At 64.0% G+C, this 16,121-nt stretch carries 16 protein-coding genes; 15 read left to right on the top strand and 1 reads right to left on the bottom strand.

All coding sequences use genetic code 11. From position 1 onward, the window contains the following. Positions 1-96: 96 nt before the first annotated feature. From QMK47_RS03400 to QMK47_RS03330, 15 genes are read left to right on the top strand one after another with little or no spacing between them, the layout of a single operon-like run. Positions 97-831 (top strand): glycosyltransferase family 2 protein, encoded by a 735-nt coding sequence (locus tag QMK47_RS03400; RefSeq protein ID WP_253471152.1) that lies wholly within the window; start codon positions 97-99, stop codon positions 829-831. Continuing rightward, positions 828-1,772: a glycosyl transferase gene (locus QMK47_RS03395; protein ID WP_253471150.1), complete on the top strand. Its 945-nt coding sequence runs from the start codon at positions 828-830 to the stop codon at positions 1,770-1,772. Before QMK47_RS03400 ends, QMK47_RS03395 begins: the two co-directional genes overlap by 4 nt. Continuing rightward, positions 1,753-3,297 (top strand): HAL/PAL/TAL family ammonia-lyase, encoded by a 1,545-nt coding sequence (locus tag QMK47_RS03390; RefSeq protein WP_253471148.1) that lies wholly within the window; start codon positions 1,753-1,755, stop codon positions 3,295-3,297. Before QMK47_RS03395 ends, QMK47_RS03390 begins: the two co-directional genes overlap by 20 nt. Further along, entirely contained in the window at positions 3,290-3,715 is a 426-nt protein-coding gene (locus QMK47_RS03385; RefSeq protein WP_176688744.1) for an acyl-CoA thioesterase, read from the top strand. The genes QMK47_RS03390 and QMK47_RS03385 overlap by 8 nt, the downstream gene beginning before the upstream one ends. Next, on the top strand, positions 3,712-4,305 hold the full coding sequence (locus QMK47_RS03380; protein ID WP_063323271.1) for an outer membrane lipoprotein carrier protein LolA: 594 nt from the start codon (positions 3,712-3,714) through the stop codon (positions 4,303-4,305). Before QMK47_RS03385 ends, QMK47_RS03380 begins: the two co-directional genes overlap by 4 nt. Further along, positions 4,289-6,628: an MMPL family transporter gene (locus tag QMK47_RS03375; protein WP_258690241.1), complete on the top strand. Its 2,340-nt coding sequence runs from the start codon at positions 4,289-4,291 to the stop codon at positions 6,626-6,628. Before QMK47_RS03380 ends, QMK47_RS03375 begins: the two co-directional genes overlap by 17 nt. Beyond that, a complete protein-coding gene (locus tag QMK47_RS03370) occupies positions 6,625-7,782 on the top strand; it encodes a sodium:proton antiporter (protein ID WP_320389804.1) in 1,158 nt (385 codons plus the stop codon). Before QMK47_RS03375 ends, QMK47_RS03370 begins: the two co-directional genes overlap by 4 nt. Beyond that, on the top strand, positions 7,769-9,016 hold the full coding sequence (locus tag QMK47_RS03365; RefSeq protein ID WP_253471142.1) for an NAD(P)/FAD-dependent oxidoreductase: 1,248 nt from the start codon (positions 7,769-7,771) through the stop codon (positions 9,014-9,016). The genes QMK47_RS03370 and QMK47_RS03365 overlap by 14 nt, the downstream gene beginning before the upstream one ends. A gap of 10 nt (positions 9,017-9,026) precedes the next feature. Beyond that, a complete protein-coding gene (locus tag QMK47_RS03360; protein ID WP_253471140.1) occupies positions 9,027-9,755 on the top strand; it encodes a class I SAM-dependent methyltransferase in 729 nt (242 codons plus the stop codon). Further along, the gene (locus QMK47_RS03355; protein WP_320389803.1) at positions 9,752-10,234 is read left to right on the top strand and encodes a DUF3261 domain-containing protein; all 483 of its coding nucleotides are present in this window, start codon (positions 9,752-9,754) and stop codon (positions 10,232-10,234) included. The genes QMK47_RS03360 and QMK47_RS03355 overlap by 4 nt, the downstream gene beginning before the upstream one ends. Next, positions 10,231-11,427 carry a beta-ketoacyl-[acyl-carrier-protein] synthase family protein gene (locus QMK47_RS03350; RefSeq protein ID WP_320389802.1) on the top strand — a complete coding sequence of 399 codons (1,197 nt, stop codon included), beginning with the start codon at positions 10,231-10,233 and terminating at the stop codon, positions 11,425-11,427. The genes QMK47_RS03355 and QMK47_RS03350 overlap by 4 nt, the downstream gene beginning before the upstream one ends. Next, positions 11,424-11,891, top strand: coding sequence for a hotdog family protein (locus tag QMK47_RS03345; protein ID WP_253471134.1), 468 nt, complete (start codon positions 11,424-11,426; stop codon positions 11,889-11,891). The genes QMK47_RS03350 and QMK47_RS03345 overlap by 4 nt, the downstream gene beginning before the upstream one ends. Beyond that, entirely contained in the window at positions 11,888-12,616 is a 729-nt protein-coding gene (fabG, locus tag QMK47_RS03340) for a 3-oxoacyl-ACP reductase FabG (RefSeq protein ID WP_003197011.1), read from the top strand. Before QMK47_RS03345 ends, fabG begins: the two co-directional genes overlap by 4 nt. Next, entirely contained in the window at positions 12,616-13,842 is a 1,227-nt protein-coding gene (locus QMK47_RS03335) for a beta-ketoacyl-ACP synthase (protein WP_253471132.1), read from the top strand. The genes fabG and QMK47_RS03335 overlap by 1 nt, the downstream gene beginning before the upstream one ends. Positions 13,843-13,884: 42 nt before the next feature. Continuing rightward, positions 13,885-14,331: an excinuclease gene (locus QMK47_RS03330; protein WP_258690238.1), complete on the top strand. Its 447-nt coding sequence runs from the start codon at positions 13,885-13,887 to the stop codon at positions 14,329-14,331. A gap of 1,027 nt (positions 14,332-15,358) precedes the next feature. Here QMK47_RS03330 and QMK47_RS03325 read toward each other — a convergent pair. Next, positions 15,359-15,880, bottom strand: a complete 522-nt coding sequence (locus QMK47_RS03325; protein ID WP_258690237.1) for a hypothetical protein — start codon at positions 15,878-15,880, stop codon at positions 15,359-15,361. Positions 15,881-16,121: the final 241 nt, after the last annotated feature.

Raw genomic sequence — 16,121 nt, 5'->3', positions numbered from 1 at the left:
AGTCCAAAGCGAAAGATCAAAAGATCGCAGCCTCCGGCAGCTCCTACGGCGGGAGCAAGCTCCCTCGCCACAATGGATTTGTGGAGGGCAGAAAACATGCATAACCCCTGCGCCGTCATTCCGGTCTACAACCACGAAACCGCCATCTCGGCGGTGGTCCAGGCGTTGCTCGCCAACGGACTGCCCTGCGTGCTGGTGGATGACGCCAGCAACCCGGCGTGTGCCGCCGTGCTCGATCGACTGGCCGAGGGCGAGCGGGTTCATCTGGTCAGGCTGGCGGTCAACCAGGGCAAGGGCGGCGCGGTGATGACTGGCCTGCGCGAGGCTTCGCGCCTGGGTTTCAGCCACGCCTTGCAGGTGGACGCCGACGGGCAGCACGATCTTGGCGACGTGAAAGCCTTCATCGAACAATCCCGTGCCCACCCGGACGCGGTGATCTGTGGTTATCCGCGCTACGACGCCAGTGTGCCGAAAGGTCGTCTGTACGCGCGCTACCTGACCCACGTGATGGTCTGGATCAACAGCCTGTCCCTGCAAATCCGCGATTCCATGTGCGGCTTTCGGGTCTATCCCCTGGCACCGACCCTGGCGCTGATCGACTCGGCCAATATCGGCAAGCGCATGGATTTCGATTCGGACATCCTCGTGCGCCTGGCCTGGCGCAATCAGCCAATGCACTGGTTGCACACCCGGGTGCATTACCCCCTGGACGGGGTCTCGCACTTTCGCCTGTTCCACGACAACGTGCTGATTTCCAGCATGCACACCCGGCTATTCTTCGGCATGCTCGTGCGTTTCCCCCTGATTCTCTGGCGACGGTGGCGGGCATGAGCCTTCAGGAAGACAAGCAACATTGGGCCGACCGCCAGGAGCGCGGCAGTTTCTGGCTGATGAAACTCACCGCAGTCGCCGCCAAGGTGCTCGGCCGGCGCTTGCTGACCCCGGTGCTGTACGGCATCGTCCTGTACTTCTTCATTTTCGGCCGCAGTGCCCGCCAGGCGGCCTGGCAATATCAGCAACGCCTGGCCGACTGGAGCGCACGTCCCGAGCTGCGCCCAACCCGCTGGCGGGTGTTCGGCCAATTCATGGCGTTTGCCGACTCCCTGCTGGACAAACTCGACGTCTGGAACGGCAAGCTGAGCATCGACCAGATCGAAATCGTCGATAAGGCGCTGCTGCGCAATCACTTGCGAGACACCCGCGGGCAAATGCTGGTGGGCGCTCACCTGGGCAACCTGGAAATGTGCCGGGCCCTGGCCGAGCTGGGTGAGAAAGTCACCATGAACGTGCTGGTGCACACCAAGCACGCCGAGCAGTTCAATCGCTTGCTGGGCGAAGCCGGTGCCACGCACCTGCGGCTGATCCAGGTCAGCGAGCTGAACCCGGTGATCATGTTGCAGTTGAGCGAGCGCCTGGAGCGCGGCGAGTGGCTGGCGATTGCCGGCGACCGCGTACCGCTGCACGGCGGACGCAGCGTGACCGTGGACTTCATGGGGCTTGCGGCCGCATTCCCCCAAGGCCCCTGGCTGCTGGCCGGCCTGCTGAAATGCCCAGTCAACCTGCTGATGTGCCTCAAGCACGAGGGGCGCTATCGCATCACCCTCGAACCCTTCGCCGATGCCGTGGTGTGGAAACGCAACGACCGCGAGCAAGTGATCGCCCACTGGGCTGGCCGCTACGCCGAGCGCCTGGCGCAGTACTGCCTCCAGGGCCCCCAACAGTGGTTCAACTTTTACCCTTTCTGGAAGACCGATGACGATGCCCACTCTTGAGCCGGTAACCTTCGGCGAACGCCCCTTGCGCATCGAAGATGTGCTGGCCCTGGCCAACCGTCAGGCACCGACGCAGTTGCAGGATGACCCGGCGTTCCGCCAGCGCATCGCCAAGGGTGCGCAATTCCTCGATTCCTTGCTGGACAAGGAAGGCGTTATCTACGGCGTGACCACCGGTTACGGCGACTCCTGCGTGGTGGCCGTGCCGTTGCACCACGTCGAGGCCCTGCCGCGTCACCTGTACACGTTCCATGGCTGCGGCCTGGGCAAGCTGCTCGACGCCCAGGCCACCCGTGCGGTGCTGGCGGCGCGTCTGCAGTCGCTGTGCCACGGCGTGTCCGGGGTGCGGGTGGAACTGCTGGAACGCCTCCAGGCCTTTCTCGAACACGACATCCTGCCGCTGATTCCGGAAGAAGGCTCGGTGGGCGCCAGTGGCGACCTGACGCCGCTGTCCTACGTCGCCGCCACGCTGTCCGGCGAACGGGAAGTGATGTTCCGCGGCGAACAACGATTGGCCGCTGATGTGCACCGCGAACTGGGCTGGACTCCGCTGGTGCTGCGGCCCAAGGAGGCCCTGGCGCTGATGAACGGCACCGCCGTGATGACCGGCCTGGCCTGCCTGGCCTTCGCCCGCGCCGACTACCTGCTGCAACTGGCGACGCGCATCACCGCGCTGAACGTCGTCGCCCTGCAGGGCAACCCGGAACACTTCGACGAACGCCTGTTCGCCGCCAAGCCGCACCCGGGGCAGATGCAAGTCGCCGCGTGGCTGCGCAAGGACCTGGCGATCGACGCCCCAACCGCGCCGCTGCATCGCCTCCAGGATCGCTATTCCCTGCGCTGCGCGCCCCATGTGCTTGGGGTATTGGCCGACAGCCTGGGCTGGCTGCGCGCGTTCATCGAAACCGAACTCAACAGTGCCAACGACAACCCGATCATCGACGCCGAAGCCGAGCGCGTGCTGCACGGTGGGCATTTCTACGGCGGGCATATCGCCTTCGCCATGGACAGCCTGAAGAACCTGGTGGCCAACGTCGCCGACTTGCTGGATCGCCAGCTCGCGCTGCTGGTGGACGAGCGCTACAACCATGGCCTGCCAAGCAACCTGTCCGGCGCCAGCGCCGAGCGGGCGATGCTCAACCATGGTTTCAAGGCCGTGCAGATCGGCACCAGTGCCTGGACCGCCGAAGCCCTGAAAAACACCATGCCGGCCAGCGTGTTCTCGCGCTCCACCGAGTGCCACAACCAGGACAAGGTGAGCATGGGCACCATCGCCGCCCGCGATGCGATCCGCGTACTGGAGCTGACCGAACAAGTCGCCGCCGCCACCTTGCTGGCCGCCAATCAGGGCGTGTGGCTGCGCAGCCGTGCCGAAGACGCCCGCCCACTGCCGCCGGCCCTGGCCGCCATGCACGAGCAACTGGCCGAGGATTTCCCGCCGGTGATCGAGGACCGCGCCCTGGAAGGCGAACTGCGCCTGTGCCTGCAACGCATCGCCGACCAACATTGGAGGCTGCATGCGTAACCAAGGTGTTTTGCACGTCGACACGCAGATCGTGGTGCCATTTTTCGATGTCGATTCGATGAACGTGGTCTGGCACGGCCACTACGTCAAATATCTGGAAGTGGCCCGCTGCGCCTTGCTCGATCTGATCGGCCACAACTACAACGACATGCTCGAATCCGGCCACGCATGGCCGATCATCGACCTGCAACTGCGCTACGTGCGCAGCGCCGTGTTCGGCCAGGCCCTGACCGTGCGCGCGAGCCTGGTGGAGTGGGAAAACCGGCTGAAGATCAATTACCTGATCAGCGACGCAACCACGGGCGAGCGCTTGACCCGTGCCAGTTCGGTGCAAGTGGCCGTGGACCTCGCCAGTCGCGAAATGCTGCTGGCCTCGCCCCGGGTCTTTGTTCAAGCCGTGGAAAGGAAACTGCCATGAAGCGCCTGTCAGTCTGGCTGTTGCTGTGCTGCCTGGCGCCCCTGGCCCAGGCGTTCGACTTGCAACAGTTGAGCGACCAACTGGCCCGCCCGGAGGTGATCCACGGGCAGTTCATCCAGGAAAAACACCTGCGCGCCCTGCCCCAGCCCCTCACCAGCAAGGGACGCTTCGTGCTGGCGAAAAACCACGGGCTGCTGTGGCTGCTGCAAACCCCGCTGCAACAGGATTACCGCATCACCGCCCAGGGCATCGCCCGACGGGATGGCAACGCCTGGCAGATGCTGCCGAACAAGAGCGCCGGCGCCGAACAGAACCGCTTGTTCCTGGCGGTATTGCAGGGCGACAGCACAGGCCTGCAACGGGATTTCGAACTGAGCCTGTCGGGCGAGCCGCAACAATGGAAGCTCACCCTGACCCCGCGCTCGGTGCTGCTCAAACAGGTTTTCAACCAGATCAACATCGACGGCGGCGAACTGGTGCAGCGCATCGAACTGCTGGAAACCCAAGGCGACAGTACCGTGCTGCGCATGCAGGACAGCAACAGCGCACAACCCTTGAGCGAAGCGGAGCAACATGATTTTGCCGAGTGAACGGATGCTGCCCCGGCTGTTCCTGATCCTGCTGCTGGCAGTGCTCGCGCTCGCCGGTTGGCAATGGCGCAATGGCGCGCCGCTGTCGGCCAATCTCATGGAGCTGGTGCCGGGCACGTCGCCCGATGCCCTGGAGCTCGTCGCCGAACAACGCATGCAGGAGCCGCTCAATCGCGAGGTGCTGGTGCTGGTCGGTCACACCGATCGCCAGCAGGCCATCGCCCTGGCGCAAACCCTCGGCGAGCAATGGCAGGCCAGCGGTCTGTTCGACAAGGTGCAGTGGACGTTGCAGGCCGACTTGCCGGCGCTGCGCGCGCAATTGCTCAACGGGCGGCTGGCGATGCTCTCGGCGGCGGACCGGCAGCAATTGATCGAGCAGCCCCAGGCGTACATCCAACAACGGGTGCAGGCCCTGTTCGACCCGTTCAGCGGCTTCAGCCTGGTGCCGAACCAGGACGACTGGCTGGGCCTGACCGGGCGCATCCAGAACAGCCAGCCACAACGCGGCGCGATAAAGTTCGACATCGGCAGCGGTGCACTGGTCGCCGATGCCGACGGTAAAAGCTGGGTGATGCTGCGGGCCCGCGCCCAGGGCAACGCCTTCGACATGAACCTGCCGCTGCAAGTGGCCGAGCTGCTGCAACGCAGCCGCGACCAGGCGAGCCAGGCCCAAGGTCAACTGCTGGCGGCCAGCGGCCTGCTGTACGCCGCCAGCGGCCAGCAACAGGCGTCGCGGGAAATTACCTGGGTCGGCGGTGGCGCGACCGTCGGCATCTTGCTGCTGCTGTTGCTGGCCTTCCGGCGCCTGCGCGTATGGCTGGCGTTCGTGCCGGTGCTGGTGGGCGTGCTGTTTGGCGCGGTGGCCTGCGTGGCCTTGTTTGGCCGCATGCATGTCATGACCCTCGTCCTGGGTTCCAGCCTGATTGGCGTGGCCGTGGATTACCCGTTGCACTACCTGTCCAAGAGCTGGAGCCTGAAGCCATGGCGCAGCTGGCCGGCCTTGCGCCTGACCCTGCCAGGGCTGAGCCTGAGCCTTGTGACCACCTGCATCGGCTACCTGGCGCTGGCCTGGACGCCCTTCCCGGCCCTGACCCAGATCGCGATATTTTCCGCCGCTGGGCTGGTCGGTGCCTACCTGAGCGCCGTCTGCCTGCTACCGGCGCTGCTCAAGGGCGCAGAGTTGCGTCCCGCCCAATGGCCGCTCCAGGTCTGCCAATACCTGCTCAACGCCCGCGAAGCCCTGCTGAAACGGGTACGCACGCCGGCCCTGCTGATGTTGTTGCTGACGTTCTGCGCGGGTGGGCTCTGGCACCTGACCACGAAAAACGATATCCGCCAGTGGATCGGCACGCCCCAGCACCTTACCGACGAAGCCCGCGACATCGCGCGCATCACCGGTTTCCAGCCCACCAGCCAGTTCTTCCTGATCCGCGCCGACGATCAGTCCCAACTGCTGGAGCGCCAGACCGCCCTCAACGAGCGGCTGGATCAGTTGATCGGCCTGGAAAAGCTCCAGGGCTACCTGTCGCTGAACCAACTGGTCAGCCCGCCCGCCGAACAACAGAAAGTGCGTGAGGCCCTGGCCCGCTTGCCAGCCTTCTGGCAACCACTGCTGGACCTGGGCGTCCCGGTCGCTGCGCTGCAAGCAGAGCTGGCGCAACTACAGGCCCTGCCAGTGACCGACATTGACGCCGCGCTGGTCGGTCCGTTGTCCGAGCCGTATCGCACACTCTGGCTCGGATCAACAGCGCAAGGCGTCGCAGCGGTGGTCAGCTTGCAAGGTTTGAATGATGCGACGCTGCTGCGGGTACAGGCGGTGGATCTGCCAGGCGTACAACTGGTGGATCGCCTGGGCGACCTCAACCAAGTCTTCGCCGCCACGCAGGTCAGCGCCGCCGAGTTGAAACTGGCCTCCTGCGTGCTGATTGTGCTGGTGCTGATCTGGCCGTTTGGCGTCGGCGGCGCCTTGCGCATCGTGGCATTGCCGTTGCTGGCCGCACTGTGCAGCCTGGCGAGTCTCGGCTGGCTGGGGCAGCCACTGACCTTGTTCAGCCTGTTCGGCCTGTTGCTGGTGACGGCCATCGGCGTCGACTACGCGATCCTGATGCGCGAGCAGATCGGCGGCGCGGCCGTGAGCCTGCTGGGCACGTTCCTGGCGGCGGTCACCACCTGGCTGTCGTTCGGCCTGCTGGCGCTGTCCAGCACACCGGCGGTGAGTAACTTCGGCCTGGCGGTGAGCCTGGGGCTGGCCTTCAGCTTCCTGTTGGCGCCGTGGGCCGGACATCAAGCCCACGCGGCGACGGTCGCGGAGCCCGCCCAATGATGCCCCTGCTGTTCTGGCTCATGGCCCTGGGGCTGTTCGCAGTCGCCACACGCCTGGGTGCTCGCGTCGGGTTGATCCCGATTGTCAGCCAGTTGTTGCTGGCGACCTTCGGCCTGCCGCTGCTGATGTATTTCTGGATCGAGCCGGGCTGGCAGCTCAGCGGCGCGCAACTGGTGTCGCCGGTGTGGCTGAAGAACCTCTACAGCCTCGCGTTCGCGCTGTTGCTGGGGCACATCCTCAGCGACGTGATCGACCTGCGCCTGGACCGCCAGAGCGTGAAAATCGCCCTGCCAAGCTTCGCCGTTCCGTTCGCCTGCGGCCTGGCGACAGCGTTCTGGCTGCTGCCGCCCCAGCCCTGGATCAGCTCCCTGGCGGTGGGACTGCTGTTTGCGATCACGGCGATCCCGGTGCTGTACCTGTACCTGCGTCACATCGATTACCCACCCGCCGCCACTCGGCGACTGGTGCAAACGGCGATCCTGATCGACCTGGCCTGCTGGAGCCTGTTCGGCCTGGCCCAGGGCAGTCTCCACCTGGGCAGCCTGCTGTTGCCGTTGGCCGGCGCCTGCGTGCCGCTGCTGTTGCGCCTGGTTGGCCTGCGCCAACCGTTGCTGTACAGCGGTGTGTTTTTTGCCCTGCTGGTGGTGGCCGAGCACTATCGGCTCAATGCACTGATCGTCGGCATTGGTTATCTGCTGTGCATGGCCGCGCTCAAAGTGCCCTTGCGGCTGCCGCTCAATATCGCCTGGATGCAGGGCTTGCAGACGTACCTGGCGATCCCGCTGATCCTCACGTTCGGCATTGTGCAGATCGACGTCCACAGCGCCATGAGCAGCCTCGACTGGGTGCAATTGACTGCGTTGCTGCTGTTGCCCATTGCCAGCAAACTGCTGGGCAACTGGCTGGGCCTGGGTTGGGCCGCCGCGTCATTCGCAGGCGCCAGTCGCTGGCGCGAAAGTATCCTGCTGAACATTCGCGGCTTGAGTGAAATCGTCTTCCTCAATCTGCTCTTGCAACAACAGCTCATCAGCCCCGCGTTGTATTTCACGCTGATGCTGATGGGGCTGATCGCCACATTGCTGCCGGCCGTGACCGGTTTCCACCGTATTCCCTCGATTGCCGTCCCGGCCAGGAGCTCCAGTGCCAACAGTTGAAATGGAACATCGACAGGTCGTCATCATCGGCGCAGGCCCTTCCGGCGCCATCGCCGCCGCGCTGCTCAAGCGCAAGGGCCACGATGTGCTGGTCATCGAGCGCCAGCATTTCCCCCGGTTCTCCATCGGTGAGAGCCTGTTGTCCCATTGCCTGGATTTCGTCGAAGAAGCCGGCATGCTCGACGCGGTGAATGCCGCCGGGTTCCAGCGCAAGAACGGCGCCGCCTTTGCCTGGGGCGAGCGCTACAGCGCCTTCGATTTCGGCGATACCTTCAGCAACGGCAAGCCCACGACCTTCCAGGTACAACGCGCCGACTTCGACAAGTTGCTGGCCGACCAGGCCGCCTTGCAAGGCGTGGAAATCCGCTACGGCCAGGCGATCACCCGCGCCGACTTCAGCCTCGCCAAACCACAACTGGGCGTGCAGCGCGAAGATGGCAGCGAGTACTGTGTCGAGGCCGACTTCGTGCTCGATGCCAGCGGCTATGGCCGAGTCCTGCCGCGCCTGCTGGACCTTGAAGCCCCGTCGAATTTCCCGGTGCGCCAGGCGGTGTTCACGCACATCGAGGATCGCATCGACGCCCCGGCGTTCGATCGAGAAAAGATTCTGATCACCACCCACCCGAGCAAACGCGACGTGTGGTTCTGGACCATTCCGTTCAGCGGCGGGCGCTGCTCGGTGGGCGTGGTCGCGGCGGCGGAACATTTCGCCGGCCGCACCGACGATCTCGATGCCTGCCTGCGCGGTTTCATCGATGAAACCCAAAGCCTGGCCGGCGTGCTGCAGAACGCCGTGTGGGACACCCCGGCGCGGACCATCGGCGGCTACTCGGCCAACGTCAAGACCCTGCACGGCCCAGGCTTCGCCCTGCTGGGCAACGCCGCGGAATTCCTCGACCCGGTGTTCTCTTCCGGCGTGACCATTGCCATGCGTTCGGCGAGCATGGCCGCCGACGTGCTCCACCGTCAGTTGCAAGGTGAAAGCGTGGATTGGCAAAGCGAGTTTGCCGAGCCGCTCAAGCGCGGCGTCGACACCTTCCGCTGCTATGTCGAGGGCTGGTACGCCGGCACCTTCCAGGACGTGATTTTCTACACCGAAGGCTCGGACGACATCCGCCGCATGATCAGCTCGATCCTGGCCGGCTACGCCTGGGATCAGCGCAACCCGTTTGTCAGCGAACCCAAGCGGCGCCTGCGCATGCTCTCGGAAATCTGCGCGAGCCCGACGTCATGAGTCAGCAACCATGAGCTACCTGAGCGACGACTACGTCGAAGAAACCCGCTTCGGTTTCTGGTTCCTGCGCAGCCACACCTGGCAGCACCATGTGTTGCGCGTGGCGATCAACGACCTGCGCAGTCTGTTCAGCACCGCGCCGCCGGCCAACCCGGTGCTGCTCGACGCTGGCTGCGGCCAGGGCAAATCATTCCAGTACCTGCGCCAGGTGTTCGCGCCACAACGCCTGATCGGGGTGGATGCCGACCCCCACAGCCTGGACCTGAGCCGGGAGGAAGCCACGCGCCAGGACATGGCCGTGGAACTGATCGGCAGCGACTGCGCGACCTTGGCGGTGCCCGATGCCAGCGTCGACCTGCTGTTCTGCCACCAGACCTTCCATCACCTGGTGGAGCAGGAAAAAGCCCTCGCCGAGTTCTACCGCGTCCTCAAGCCCGGTGGTTACCTGATGTTCGCCGAATCCACCGAGGCCTACATCGATACCTGGGTGATCCGCTGGCTGTTCCGTCATCCCATGCACGTGCAGAAAAGTGCCGCGCAGTATCTGGAGATGATCCGTGGGCAGGGTTTCCAGTTCGAAGCCCGCAACGTCTCCTACCCGTACCTGTGGTGGAGCCGCGCCAAGGACTTCGGCTTGCTGGAGCGTTTTGGCCTGCGCCGTGCCAAACCGTTCGGCGAGCGAGAGGAAACCCTGGTCAATGTGGTGGCTCGCAAGCCCGTCGAAGGGGCCATCGGATGATTCGTGCCCTGCTTATCGGCGGCCTGTTGCTGCTCAGTGCCTGCGCCAGCCATGCGCCGCTGCCCGAGCGCACGCCAACCCTGGCCTTGCCGATGCAACTGCACATCGAGCGGACAATGGCCGGCCAACGCCAGGACTGGCTGCTGGTGATCCAGCGCGAAGACGCCGGCATCCGTTGGTCGATGATGGACCCGCTGGGCATTCCCGTGGCCCGCCAGCGCCTGGTCGCGGGCCAGTGGCAGGCTGACGGCCTGCTGCCGCCCAATGCCGAGGCCCGGGAATTGTTCGCCGCGCTGTTGTTCGCCCTGACCCCCGAAGCCGAACTGCCCGACAACTACCCGGCCGCCCGGCAACAGGCGTCGCAACGGACCCTCGATAGTCGCTGGCAGGTGCGCTATACGCAGCCGCTGGACTTTGAAATGAGCCTGCCCCAAGGCCCCCGCTACCGCATCACACCGTTGACCGAGAACGCCCCATGACCGCCTATTTGAATGCCCTCGGGGTGATCTGTGCCCTGGGCCGCGACAAGCACAGCGTCGCGCGCAACCTGTTTGCCGGCGACTGCTCGGGCGTGCGTATCAAGGACGGCTGGGTCGCCGAACGTACGTTGCCGGTTGCCGCGGTGCCGGGTGAACTCGCTCCCATCCCCCCAACCCTGTTGGCGCACCGCAGCCGCAACAATCAACTGCTGCTGGAAGCCGGGCTGCAGATTCGCGCCGAGATCGACCAGGCCATCCAGACCTACGGTCGCGCCCGCATCGGCATCGTGTTGGGCACCAGCACTTCGGGGATCGATGAGGCCAGCCAGGGCATTGCCCATTACCTGCGCGAGCAACACTTCCCCGACGGCTACGACTACCAGCAACAGGAACTCAGCGCGCCGGCCAACTTTCTTTCCGACTGGCTCGGCCTGAGCGGCCCGTCCTACGTGATTTCCACGGCCTGCACCTCCAGCGCCCGCGCCTTGATGAGCGCCCGGCGCCTGCTCGACCTGGGCCTGTGCGATGCCGTGCTGTGCGGTGGCGTGGACAGCCTGTGCAAACTGACCCTCAACGGTTTTTCCGCACTGGAAGCGGTGTCGAACGAACGCTGCAATCCGTTTTCGGTGAACCGCAGCGGCATCAACATTGGCGAAGCAGCCGTGCTGTTCCTCATGACCAAGACGCCAGGCGACGGGACACCGATTGCCTTGCTCGGCGACGGTGCCAGTTCCGATGCCCACCATATTTCCGCACCTGAACCCAGTGGTCGCGGCGCTCGCCAGGCCATGGAAAAGGCCCTGCGTTGCGCCGGCCTCGAGGCCAGCCAGATCGACTACCTGAACCTGCACGGCACCGCCACGCAACACAATGACGCCATGGAAAGCCAAGCGGTGGCCGGGCTGTTTCCGGCGGGCGTGCCCTGCTCGTCCACCAAGCCCATGACCGGCCATACCCTCGGCGCGGCTGGGGCACTGGAAGCGGCGTTCTGCTGGCTGGCCCTGAGCGCAGAAAACACTGCCCTGGCCCTGCCGCCGCATGTCTGGGACGGCCAGGCCGATCCGGCGCTGCCGGCGCTGGACTGGGTCACCGCCACCACCCGCCTGAACCCGGCCACCCCGCGCCGCCTGATGAGCAATTCATTTGCCTTCGGCGGCAACAACGCCAGCCTGATTATCGGAGACGCCCCATGATTGACTGGCCGCTCGCCGAACTGCTGCCCCATGCCGGCGACATGATCCTCATCGACCGGATCCTGTCGTTCGATGACGAACAGATCCATACCCATGTCACCGTCAAGCCCGGCGGTTTGTTCAACCGCGACGATGGCGCGCTGCCGGCTTGGGTCGGCATCGAGCTGATGGCCCAAAGCGTCGCCGCCTTTGCCGGTTGCCATGCACGCCAACGGGGTGATGCCGTGGCCCTGGGCTTTTTGCTCGGCACCCGCAAGTTCGAATGCAACGTCGAGTGTTTTCCCGCCGGCACCGAACTGACCATCCATGGCGTGCGCTCCCTGGAAGACGACAACGGCATGGGCGTGTTCGAATGCCACATCCACGCCCCCGGCATCCATGCCACGGCCCGGCTCAACGTATTCCGTCCGCCCCAGGCCGCCCATTACCTTCATGAACCGTCCGCAACAGGAAACCCGTCATGACTGAATCCGTACTGGTCACCGGCTCCAGCCGTGGCATCGGCCGCGCCATCGCCCTGCGCCTGGCCCAGGCCGGGCACGACATCGTGCTGCACTGCCGCAGCGGCCGCGCCGAGGCCGAGACGGTCCAGGCGCAAATCCAGGCCCTGGGCCGCAACGCCCGGGTGCTGCAATTCGACGTGGCCGACCGTGCCGCGTGCAAGGCCATTCTCGAAGCCGATGTCGAAACCCACGGCGCCTATTACGGCGTGGTGCTCAACGCCGGCCTGACCCGCGACGGTGCCTTCCCGGCCCTGAGCGAAGACGACTGGGATGTGGTGATGCGCACCAACCTCGACGGTTTCTACAACGTGCTGCATCCGGTGATGATGCCGATGATCCGTCGTCGCGCCGCTGGACGGATCGTCTGCATCACCTCGGTTTCCGGACTGATCGGCAATCGCGGCCAGGTCAACTACAGCGCCTCGAAGGCCGGTTTGATCGGCGCGGCCAAGGCGTTGGCAATCGAGCTGGGCAAGCGCAAGATCACCGTCAATTGCGTCGCGCCAGGCCTGATCGACACCGCCATGCTCGATGAAAACGTACCCGTGGAAGAACTGATGAAGATGATCCCCGCCCAGCGCATGGGCACCCCGGAAGAAGTGGCGGGTGCGGTGAATTTCCTGATGTCCGCCGAAGCCGGCTACATCACCCGGCAGGTCTTGGCCGTCAACGGAGGCTTGTGCTGATGAAGCGCGTCGTCGTCACCGGCATGGCCGGTATCACCTCCATAGGCAGCGACTGGGAGACCATCGCCGCCAACTTCGCCGCCAACCGCAGCGGCATCCGGCGCATGGATGAGTGGGACCGTTTCACCGAACTGAACACCCGCCTGGCCGGGCCCATCGACGACTTCCAGGTCCCGGCCCACTGGACCCGCAAGCAACTGCGCAGCATGGGCCGGGTTTCGCGCCTGGCGGTCGCGTCGGCGGAACGGGCCCTGACCGACGCCGGCCTGCTGGGCGACGAGTCGATCAAGGACGGGCGCATGGGCGTGTCCTGCGGTTCGTCCACCGGCAGCACCGACGAGATCAAGGCCTTTGGCAACATGCTGCTCAACAGCGTGGCCGAAGGGCTGAACGCCAACTCCTACGTGCGGATGATGCCCCACACCACGGCGGCCAATATCAGCATCTTCTTCGGCCTGACCGGGCGCCTGATCCCCACCTCCAGTGCCTGCACCAGCGGCAGCCATGGCATCGGCTATGCCTACGAGGCCATCAAGTTCGGGCGCCTGCCGTTGATGCTCGCCGGTGGCGCCGAAGAGCTGTGCCCGACCGAAGCGATGGTCTTCGATGCGCTCTACGCCACCAGCCTGAAAAACGAAGCACCGCAAACCAGCCCGCGCCCCTACGACAAGGACCGCGACGGTTTGGTGATCGGTGAAGGCGCCGGCATGCTCGTGCTTGAAGAACTGGAACACGCCCTGGCCCGTGGCGCACGGATCCATGCCGAGATCGTCGGCTTTGGCAGCAACGCCGACGGCCAGCACGCCACCCGCCCCGAACTGCTCACCATGCGCCGGGCCATGGAACTGGCCCTGGAAGATGCCGGCCTCGAACCTTCGGCCATCGGATACGTCAACGGCCACGGCACCGCCACCGAACAGGGCGACATTGCCGAAACCCTGGCCACCAGCAGCCTGTTCGGCGAACACATGCCCATCAGCTCACAGAAGAGTTTCCTCGGCCACACCCTGGGTGCCTGCGGGGCGCTGGAGTCCTGGTTCAGCATCGAAATGATGAACCGCGACCTCTACGTGCACACCTTCAACCTCGATCAGGTTGATCCCCAATGTGGCAAGCTCGATTACCTGCGTAACGAGTTCAGGTCGATGAGCAACGAATACGTGATGAACAACAACTTCGCCTTTGGTGGGGTCAACACCTCGCTGATTTTCCGCCGCTGGCACTGAATCGGATTCAAAACCCTGCTGCCCCTCGTCAAGGAGACCATGATGTCGTTGAAAAAAATCGCTGTGACCGCCGCCCTGTTGCTCAGCACCCTGCCAAGCCTCAGCCAGGCCCGTGATACCGCGCTGTTCCTGCCGTTCGACAAAGTCGTCGCCGAAGCCATCCGCACCGGCAAAATCGACGGCAGCGTGAAGTTCTACCTGGCCGGCAACAAACCAGCCGGCAACGTCACCGTGGTCAGCCCTGGCGCGGTGACCAACAAGAAAACCAACGCCTTCAACAAATCCGATGAAGTAGCCTGCGAATGGGTCCTGCAATCAGCCCTGATCAGCCTGCACCAGGCCGCCAAGAACGCCGGCGCCAACGCCGTCACCAACATCGTCAGCTTCTACAAGAGCAACGAACGCAAGGACTCCACCACCTACGAATGCCACGCCGGCGCGATCATGGCGGGTGTTGCGTTGAAAGGGGATTTGGCGAAGGTGCAATAAAAAAAGCGCCTGTTGAGCCATTAGAGATGCCTGACGACTAATGCCAGGCCATCAAACACCCTCATGTGGGAGCTGAGCTTGTGGGAGCAAGGCTTGCCCGCGATGCAAACACCTCGGTCTAGCGGATAGACCCAGGCGATGCCATCGCGAGCAAGCTCAGCTCCCACTGGGCTTGATGGTGTACCCAGATATTGCAAACACCAAAGATCCACTGTGGGAGCGAGCTTGCTCGCGATAGCGGTGGGTCAGCGCCGATGATGTTGGCTGTGCCGCCGTCATCGCGAGCAAGCTCAGCTCCCACAGGGCTTGATGGTGTACCCAGATATTGCAAACACCAAAGATCCATTGTGGGAGCGAGCCTGCTCGCGATAGCGGTGGGTCAGCGCCGGTGATGTTGGCTGTGCCGCCGTCATCGCGAGCAAGCTCGGCTCCCACAGGGTTGGGTGGTGTACCCAGATATTACAAACACCAACGATCCACTGTGGGAGCGAGCTTGCTCGCGATAGCGGTGGGTCAGTGCCGGTGATGTTGGCTGTGCCGCCGTCATCGCGAGCAAGCTCAGCTCCCACAGGGTTGGGTGGTGTACCCAGATATTGCAAACACCAAAGATCCACTGTGGGAGCGAGCCTGCTCGCGATAGCGGTGGGTCAGCGCCGATGATGCTGGCTGTGCCGCCGTCATCGCGAGCAAGCTCGGCTCCCACAGGGTCGTTAAGCCAGTTGAGCGGCTCGGCTGGCTTGCGGTGCGGGGTCGGCATTTTTGTAGGTGCCCCAGAATACCGAGGGGATCAGTCGCGCGTTGCAGGGGCAGGTACTGCGGCTATCCAGGGTGCCGGCCATATGCCTGCCATGGCTGACCATGTGCCCGATACCGCCCCTGATCTGATAGGTGTTCCCGTCCTGCCCACAAGAGACGCGGTCACCTTCGCGGGCATGCTACAGGTCAAACATGTTCACCTTGCCGTCGCCATCCAGCACTTTCCCACCGCAAGTGGTCTTGTCGCCCTGACCAATGAAGTAACCCTCGTTCATTGGATGTTCTCCTTCATCGCATTCGAGTGCAGGCGATGAACCTCCGCCAACCTAAGCCCAGGCAAAAAATCCTCCGCCATCGGCACCCCCTCCCGCACGATAATCATGAAACGCCTCTGAAGCGTATTAATGATCTCATCGCCATTGCTCAGGCGACTGCCCACCAATGCAATGTTGCTATTGTTTTTCCCTGCGCCAGTGATGATCCGTGCCGTGCTGCCATCGGCGTACACCACCTCATCGCCTTTCTGCGCGGCGCGTACTTTCCAGCCATTGTCCAAGGTGAACGTCAACGACGATGACACTTGCTGGATCGTTCCGCCGTCACGCGTCTGGCTGCCCTCGGTGGCCACTCGGTAGATGGCAATTGGCGGATGAGCTTCGACGAAGGCTTTTTGTCGACTCATGAATGCCGCGACTTCTTCGCCGTAACCCTCCAGTTGGCGTGGCTCCAAGTACAAGTCATCCAAATGACGAAGAGCTTCATGGGAGATTTCGTTGGTGTAGGGCGCATCCAAAGATGAGTGCATTTCCAGGGGCCTTATTCATGGGCTTCAGGCTGCGTCCCTTGCCGCTGGGAAGGAGCACTGAGCCGGACGATTCGGAATGATGAATAAGACGTTGCAGCGCTGGCGAGTCGCAACCCCAGCGGAGTGGTATCTGGAACGAATAGGAAGTGTCGTAACCAGAAATGCGCGTTTTCCTACAGCCCAAAGGAGCCTGATGCAACGCCCACCACCCGCCCTTCTTCTACGGTCC

It is taken from the genome of Pseudomonas sp. P9_35 (genome assembly GCF_034008205.1).
GTDB classification, from domain to species: Bacteria; Pseudomonadota; Gammaproteobacteria; order Pseudomonadales; family Pseudomonadaceae; genus Aquipseudomonas; species Aquipseudomonas kilonensis.
The sequence above is the reverse complement of the archived record's forward strand: the minus strand, read 5'-3'. Positions and strand labels throughout refer to the sequence as shown.